Source organism: Kitasatospora sp. NPDC091257 (assembly GCF_044757675.1).
Lineage (GTDB): Bacteria > Actinomycetota > Actinomycetes > Streptomycetales > Streptomycetaceae > Kitasatospora > Kitasatospora lactacystinica.
Map to the genome: position 1 here is coordinate 1 of NZ_JBIVVI010000427.1, position 6,744 is coordinate 6,744.

General features: G+C 74.3%; 7 protein-coding genes. 3 read left to right on the forward strand and 4 right to left on the reverse strand.

The genetic code is table 11. From position 1 onward, the window contains the following. Positions 1 to 47 precede the first annotated feature (47 nt). Positions 48 to 422, reverse strand: coding sequence for a transglycosylase SLT domain-containing protein (locus ACIQOV_RS20490; RefSeq protein ID WP_380546041.1), 375 nt, complete (start codon positions 420 to 422; stop codon positions 48 to 50). Positions 423 to 988: 566 nt separating this feature from the next. Then, positions 989 to 2,527 (reverse strand): carboxyl transferase domain-containing protein, encoded by a 1,539-nt coding sequence (locus ACIQOV_RS20495; protein WP_401050341.1) that lies wholly within the window; start codon positions 2,525 to 2,527, stop codon positions 989 to 991. A 278-nt stretch (positions 2,528 to 2,805) separates the two neighbouring features. Here ACIQOV_RS20495 and ACIQOV_RS20500 point away from each other — a divergent pair, with 278 nt between their 5' ends. Next, complete coding sequence (locus ACIQOV_RS20500; RefSeq protein ID WP_380356563.1) at positions 2,806 to 3,198, forward strand: ribonuclease; 393 nt, start codon at positions 2,806 to 2,808, stop codon at positions 3,196 to 3,198. A gap of 95 nt (positions 3,199 to 3,293) precedes the next feature. On the opposite strand, the gene ACIQOV_RS20505 is transcribed toward ACIQOV_RS20500, so the two are convergent. Further along, the gene (locus ACIQOV_RS20505) at positions 3,294 to 4,112 is read right to left on the reverse strand and encodes an MOSC domain-containing protein (RefSeq protein WP_401050345.1); all 819 of its coding nucleotides are present in this window, start codon (positions 4,110 to 4,112) and stop codon (positions 3,294 to 3,296) included. 144 nt (positions 4,113 to 4,256) lie between these two features. Between ACIQOV_RS20505 and ACIQOV_RS20510 the strand changes: the two genes are divergently transcribed. Together ACIQOV_RS20510 and ACIQOV_RS20515 are read left to right on the forward strand one after the other, a co-directional pair. Beyond that, positions 4,257 to 4,985 carry a TetR/AcrR family transcriptional regulator gene (locus ACIQOV_RS20510; RefSeq protein WP_401050348.1) on the forward strand — a complete coding sequence of 243 codons (729 nt, stop codon included), beginning with the start codon at positions 4,257 to 4,259 and terminating at the stop codon, positions 4,983 to 4,985. A gap of 256 nt (positions 4,986 to 5,241) precedes the next feature. Continuing rightward, positions 5,242 to 5,769: a universal stress protein gene (locus ACIQOV_RS20515; RefSeq protein WP_401050349.1), complete on the forward strand. Its 528-nt coding sequence runs from the start codon at positions 5,242 to 5,244 to the stop codon at positions 5,767 to 5,769. Positions 5,770 to 5,809: 40 nt separating this feature from the next. Here the strand turns inward: ACIQOV_RS20515 and ACIQOV_RS20520 are convergent, their stop codons facing one another. Beyond that, the gene (locus tag ACIQOV_RS20520) at positions 5,810 to 6,532 is read right to left on the reverse strand and encodes an alpha/beta hydrolase family protein (RefSeq protein WP_401050351.1); all 723 of its coding nucleotides are present in this window, start codon (positions 6,530 to 6,532) and stop codon (positions 5,810 to 5,812) included. Positions 6,533 to 6,744 lie beyond the last annotated feature (212 nt).

Below are 6,744 nucleotides of genomic sequence, written 5' to 3' on the forward strand. Positions count from 1 at the left end.
GGAGTGGTCAGGTGACGGGCGGTGGTCGGTGGGCCGACGGGGTCGGCTTAGTACCAGTGGTGGGTCTGCCAGAAGTTCCAGGCGGCGTTCGGGCTGCCGTAGCGGGTGTTCATGTAGTCCAGCGCCCACTTGATCTGGGTGGTCGGGTTGGTCTTCCAGTCCGAGCCGTGCGAGGCCATCTTGGAGCCCGGCAGCGCCTGGGCCAGGCCGTACGCGCCCGAGCTCGGGTTGGTCGCGGTCACGTTCCAGCTGGACTCGTGGGCGATGATCTGGCTGAAGGACGCCAGCTGGTTGGCCGGGACGATCTGGGCGGCGATGGCCTGCGGGGAGGCGGTGGCGGCGTTCGCGGTGGCGGGCAGGACACCCGCGCCCAGGGCGGTCAGACCGGCGGCGCCGGCGAGAATCGCGGCGGAAGTGCGCATGCGGAGCTTGAAAGCGGGCATGAAGAACAGGACCTCAATCGGGTTGGGCCGGTCGCTCCCCGCCCAGGACCACGGCCGGACAAGGGCCGAACGGTTGCGGGGTGCGACGCGATCAGGAAGCCGTTCACCGGTGGGACAGGAGCCGGTGCGGCTGGCGATGGAAGCCATTGTTGCCAGACCGGATCGGCCGTCGCCAAGACCCGCTCGGTACGACCCGCGGTCGTACGGAACGGGACGCCGTGGATTCGAAGGGCCGGTCGCGCGAAGCCTGCCGACCGGTGCTGAGCTGCGGGAACGCGGGGAGCGTCGGAGTGGCGCGGGGGCCGCCGGGGTGTCCACTACCGTCCGTCGTAGTCGTTGATCACGTGTGAGCGCACTCACCGTTCGGGGCTCGGGGGGCGTCACTCGCCGGTCCGGAGGACGCACGGTGGGTGCAGATGATCAACGCTGCCGTGAGACCGGGGCCACACCGTGGTGCTGAGACCGGCGCCACACCGCCCCGGCCATGTCGATGCCGGTGTCACACGGTCGCGGCGGGACCGGAGCCAAGCCGCCGTGGTGGACGGCTAGCGCAGGTCTCCCAGTCGCCGGTGCCGGGCGGCCCGGGCCGCGAGCCGGTCCGTTTCGGCGGCGGCCGCCAGGGCGCCGAGCGCCGCGCCGACCGCCTGCCCGAGCCGGGCGCAGAAGGCCTCCGGCTCCTCGGCGGCGTCCGGCAGCTCCGGAACCACCTCGTCGACCAGCCCGACCTCGGCCAGGTGGCGCGCCCCGATCCCCTGGGAGCGGGCCAGCTCGGCGGCGTGCGAGCCGTCCCGGTGGACGATCGCCGAGGCGCCCTCCGGCGGGAGCGGTGCCAGCCAGGCGTGCTCGGCGGCGATCACCCGGTCCGCCGGGAGCAGCGCGAGCGCCCCGCCGCCCGAGCCCTGGCCGAGCAGTACGGCCAGGACGGGCGTGCGCAGCGCGAGCAGGGTGGTGAGGCAGTGGGCGATCTCCACCGCGATGCCGTCCAGCTCGGCCCGCGCCGACAGCTCGGCGCCGGCCGTGTCCACCACGGTGACCAGTGGCAGCCCGAGCTGTTCGGCCAGGCGCGCGGTGCGCCGTACGGCCCGCAGGTCGGCGGCGGTGAAGGGGCGCTCGTGCTCGGGGGTCTGCCGCTGCTGGCCGACGACCAGCACGGGCCGCCCGCCGAGCACGGCCAGTGCCCGGACCAGCGCGCCGCCGCGCCCGCCGGGGGCGTCGAGCAGCACCAGCTCCTCGGTGGTGTGCCGCAGCAGTTCGCGGGCGCCCGGGCGGTCGGGGCGACGGGTGCGGCGGACGGAGTCCCAGGCGTCCGGGTGTCCGGGGGCGTCCGGGTCGGACTCGGGCGTGGGCTCGGGAGTGGGCGTGGGAGCGGGCGCGGACTCGGGGGAAGGGGCCGGCGGTGCGGCGGCGAGCACGGTCAGCGCGCGGCGGAGCAGTTCGCGCAGCTCCTGCGGCGGCACGACGGCGTCCACCAGCCCCTGGCCGGCGAGCGTCTCGGCCCGCTGGACGTCCGGCGGCAGCTCCACGCCGCGCAGTTCCTCGTACACCCGCGGGCCGAGGAAGCCGAGCCGGGCGCCCGGCTCGGCGAGGACCAGCTGCCCGAGCGTGCCCCAGGAGGCGAAGACCCCGCCCATGGTGGGGTTGCGCAGATAGGTGACATAGGGGAGGCCGGCGGCGCGGTGCGCCTGGACGGCGGCGGTGATCCGCAGCATGCAGAGGAAGGCCGCCGACCCCTCCTGCATCCGCGTCCCGCCGGAGACCGGCAGGGCGAGCAGCGGCAGCCGCTCGTCGGTGGCGCGTTCGACGGCGCGGGTGATCCGCTCGGCGGTGGCGACGCCGATCGAGCCGCCGAGGAAGCCGAACTCGGAGGCGATGAGGGCGACCGGCCGGCCGCCGATCAGGCCGAGGCCGGTGAGGACGGCCTCGTCCAGGCCGGTGCGCTCACGGGCGCGGTCGAGCGAGGCGCGGTAGCCGGGGTCGGCCCGGTCGGGAGCAGGCGGCTCGTCCCAGCCGCGGAAGCCGTCGGGGTCGACCAGCAGTCCGATCAGCTGGTGGGCCGTCAGTGCCGTGCCCGAGCCCGTACCCATGCCCACCCCGTCAGAGATCGTTCCGGCCTTGCCGTGATCCGCCGCGCTACGGGCACTCTATGCGGCGCGGTCCGGGCGGGACAGCTCCGACTTGAGTTTGATGACGGTCGACCCTTGTGTCGGCCGGGCGGTTCGTGGGCGTCGTGCGGGCGGCTCCGGGGCGGGGTGCGGTGGTCGGCGTACGGCTCAAGTCTCCGCAGGTAAAGGGGGGTTACTCACTGGTTAATAGTTTTTCCGAAGGCTTCCAGAGTTGACGGTGTCCCGCCACACTGAGGGGCATGACTCGCACTCTACGCGCGTGGAAGTCCCGCGCCGCCGCCGTCACCGCCGTCGCCCTGATGACCCTCGCCCCGGTCGCCGTCGCCACCGATGCGCACGCCGACGTGAGCGGAACGGTCTGCCTCTCCGCCCTCCCGTCGCAGGCCGCCGACACCCTCGACCTGATCGCCTCCGGTGGGCCCTTCCCCTACTCCCAGGACGGTGTGGTCTTCCAGAACCGGGAGGGCGTCCTGCCCGGTGAGTCCTACGGCTACTACCACGAGTACACCGTCATCACCCCGGGCTCCCCGACCCGCGGCGCCCGCCGGATCGTGACCGGCCGGTCCTACCAGGAGGACTACTACACCGGCGACCACTACGCGACGTTCTCCCTGATCGACCAGACCTGCTGAACCTCCACTGACCGACCGTCCCGGAACGCTTCCGGCACGACGGTGGCCCCGGCCCGCTTCCCCGCCGGGGTCACCGCCGTGCGGCAGCGCCGGGCTCAGAGCTCGGACGGCCCCCAGGCGCCCACCGTCAGTTCGTCCCCCACCCGCAGCGTGCCGGGTCGCAGCACCGCGAACTTGCTGCCGAACGCCACCCCGCCCGCAGCCGCCCGGCGGTACCGGGCCAGGGTGCGCAGCGGCTCCGGCCCCGCCTTGGTGCCGCTGGACTGGTCCAGCGTCGTCACCGCGCAGCGGATCGCCAGCTTGGCGTAGCCCAGTTCGGCCCCGCCCACCTCGATCCTGCGGGCCAGGTCCTCGGTGTGCGGTTCGGTCCAGCCGTCCACCACCACGTTCGCGCGGAACCGGTCCATGGGCACCGGCCGAGCGTCGGAGAGCTCGTTGAAGTGCTCCAGCGAGGAGTGCGACACCAGGAGCACGGCGCAACTGTCCGCATAGCCCGAGGTGCCCGGGGTCAGTCCGGTGGTCACCCGGTCGTGCTCCGGCGGTACCCGGACCAGCCGGCCGCGCGAGCCCAGCACCTCGGACAGCCAGTCGGCGGCCTCCTCGCCCTGATCGATGCCGAGGAACGGCACATCGAACATCCGCACCTCGCGGCGCGGGCCCTCGGTGTCCACCGTCACCGACACCGGCTCCATGCCGGCGGCGGTCAGCGTCAGTGAGCGGCCGTCCCGCGTCACCGCCGGGCGGACGGTGGCCAGGACCGGGTCCCGGCGCTGGGAGCGGAACACGCCCTCCTCGTCCACCACCATGAACTCCCGGTCATGGGCCAGCCCGGCCCGGGTGAGCTCCGCCTGCGCGGCCGTCACCCCGGCGCAGCCCTTGACCGGGTAGTACCGCAGCTCCGTCACCGTGGCCATCGCTTGGTCGCCCCCTTCGTGCAGGCGTACCGTTCTGCGCCTGCGTCCCGTCCATCTCGTCGACCCCACAGGGTAGTTGAGCCGCTCGGCGGGGCTGGTGGGTGGTGCCCGGTGGGCGAGCCCGGCGCTTGCTAGGGTCGGGGCATGGCACCACCGAGCAGCGCGAACCCCCCGGGGCGGCTCCGGCGGGACGCACAGCGCAACCGTGACCAGCTGCTCGCCGCCGCCCGCGACATGTTCTCCCGGCACGGCCTGAACGTGCCGCTGGACCAGATCGCCAAGGAGGCCGGCGTCGGCAACGCCACCCTCTACCGGCACTTCCCGACCCGCGAGGCGCTGATCGCCGAGGTGTTCGAGGACGCCGGGGGCGGTCTGGCCGCCGCGGGCGAGGAGGCGCTCGCCGCCGACGACGCCTGGAGCGGCCTCGAACGGTACTTCGGGCGGATCTTCGAGCTGGTCGCCGCCGACCGGGGCATCAACGACCTGGTCACCCAGGCCATCCCGGCCATCCCCGGAATGATCGAGATCAGCCGCCGGCACGCCGCCACCGTCGGCGTCCTGATCGCCCGCGCCCAGGAGCAGGGCACCATGCGCCGCGACGTGGTCACCATGGACCTGCTCTTCCTCCTCGGCCCGCTCTGCCGTGCCCTGCCCGCCGCCACCGAGCTGCGCCCCGACCTCTGGCGCCGCTACCTCGCCCTCCTGCTCGACGGCTTCCGCGCCCGGGCCGCCCACCCGCTGCCGGTCCCGCCGATCGGGGAGGAGCACCTGGACCGGATGTTCGCGGACCTCTGGGAGGCGGAGTCGCCGGAGCAACCGGAGCAACCGGAGCAACCGGAGCAACCGGAGCAACCGGAGTCGCCGGAGCGCTGAGCGCGCCTCGCCCGCGCGGCGTCAGGGACGCGTACGGAACGGCGGGCTCCACGTCAGAGCCGCGTCAACGGGCCGGTGCCGTACGGGCGCGGACCGCTTTGCTGGGGTGAAATCGGCGCGGTTCGGCGCGGTCCGGCGCAGCACGGGCCAGGGCGGTCCGGTGCGCGGGCACTCGGGCACCTTGGCACCCGGGCAGCTTGGCACCCTGGCACCAGGGCATCCGCGCGCGGCCGGACGGAGAGGCAGGGGCGGAGCCATGGCGGACAGTGGTACCGACGAGGGCCGGATCGTGGTCGGCATCAGCGGCTCGCTCGGCAGCCTCGCCGCGCTGCACCACGCGGTGGCCGAGGCCCGCCGGACGGACGTCGAGGTGCTCGCGGTGCTCTGCTGGACCCCGCCCGGCGACGAACTCGGCTACCGCCGGACCCCGTGCCCGCCGGTGATCGAGGCCGGCCGCGACGCCGCCGTGGCCCGGCTGCGGCAGGCCCTCGACGAGGCCTTCGCCGGACGCTACGCGGGTGTCCGCCTGCGCTGCCAGACCGTTCGCGGGGACACCGGCCACACGCTGGTGCGGTGCGCCGACCGGCCCGGGGACCTGCTCGTCCTCGGCGCCGGCCGGGAGCGCGGCCGCCTCGCCCGGCTGGTGCACCCCTCGGTCACCGCCTACTGCGTGCGGCACGCAACCTGCCCGGTCCTGGCCGTCCCGCGCCCACCGCTGCAGCGCGACCTGGAGGCGCTGGAACGCGGCCGCGGGCTGCGGGAGCCGGCGGCGGGGAACGGCTAGCGGCCCGCATGGCCCCGCGGGCGGGAGCCCGAGGACGGGCCTACGACAGCCCGGCCGCCTCGGCGAGGACGGCGGCGGTCCGTCGGCCGGCGGCCAGGGTGGCGGCATCGGTGGCCGGGAGGCAGCGGCGGGCCTCGGGACGGTAGGCGGTCATCACCACGCCGGCGTGGTCGGTGGGGAGTTCGAGGGTCCGTACCGCCGACATCTGCTTTGTCAGAGCAGCGCTCAACTGCCGGGTGTGCTCGACGTCCACGATCTCGTCCGCCGTGCCGTGGACCAGCCGGAGCGGGACGGGGGAGGGGGTGGCCGCCAGGTGGTCGAGCGGGGCCTCGCCGGTGGTGACGGCCCTGGTCGAGTAGTGGGAGGCGATGCCGACCCCGGCGGCGGGGCGCAGTTCGGCGGGGGTGTCGGGATGGGTGGCCACCGCGATCGCCTCGCGGCCGCCCATCGACCAGCCGGCCAGGACGAGGCGCGTCGGGTCCCCGCCGTACTCGGTGGCGATCGGGCGGGCCCGGGCCAGCGAGGCGAGCAGTTCGGCACTGCCGCCGTCCGGCTGCGTGGCGTCCCAGTCCGGGACGAGCACCAGCAGCCCCAGCCCGGCGGCCTCCTGGGCCAATGGCCGCAGCACATCGCGCTCGTTCGGGCCGTTGCCGTGCCAGAGCAGCACGACGGGGGCCGGCCCGGTGGCGCCGGAGGCCGGAAGGTGGATGTCCGTCAGTCGTCCGGCGGTGTACGGAACCGTCCGGAGTCGAGCGTTCGTCATCCGGGATTTCCCTCCGATTCGTTGAATGATCACGGAGCTGGTACTGTACTTCTCGTTGCGAGGGAGCGATTCCTCCTCAGGCGTCAGTGGTGCTACCAGAGCACGTCCTACTTTCAGTAGGAAGAGTCCGTGCGACCCGGGCCTGGCGCTCCGAAATCGGACAGGGTCCGGTGCCGTGGAAACGGCGCCGGGCCCTGTCCGCGTTTCCGGGC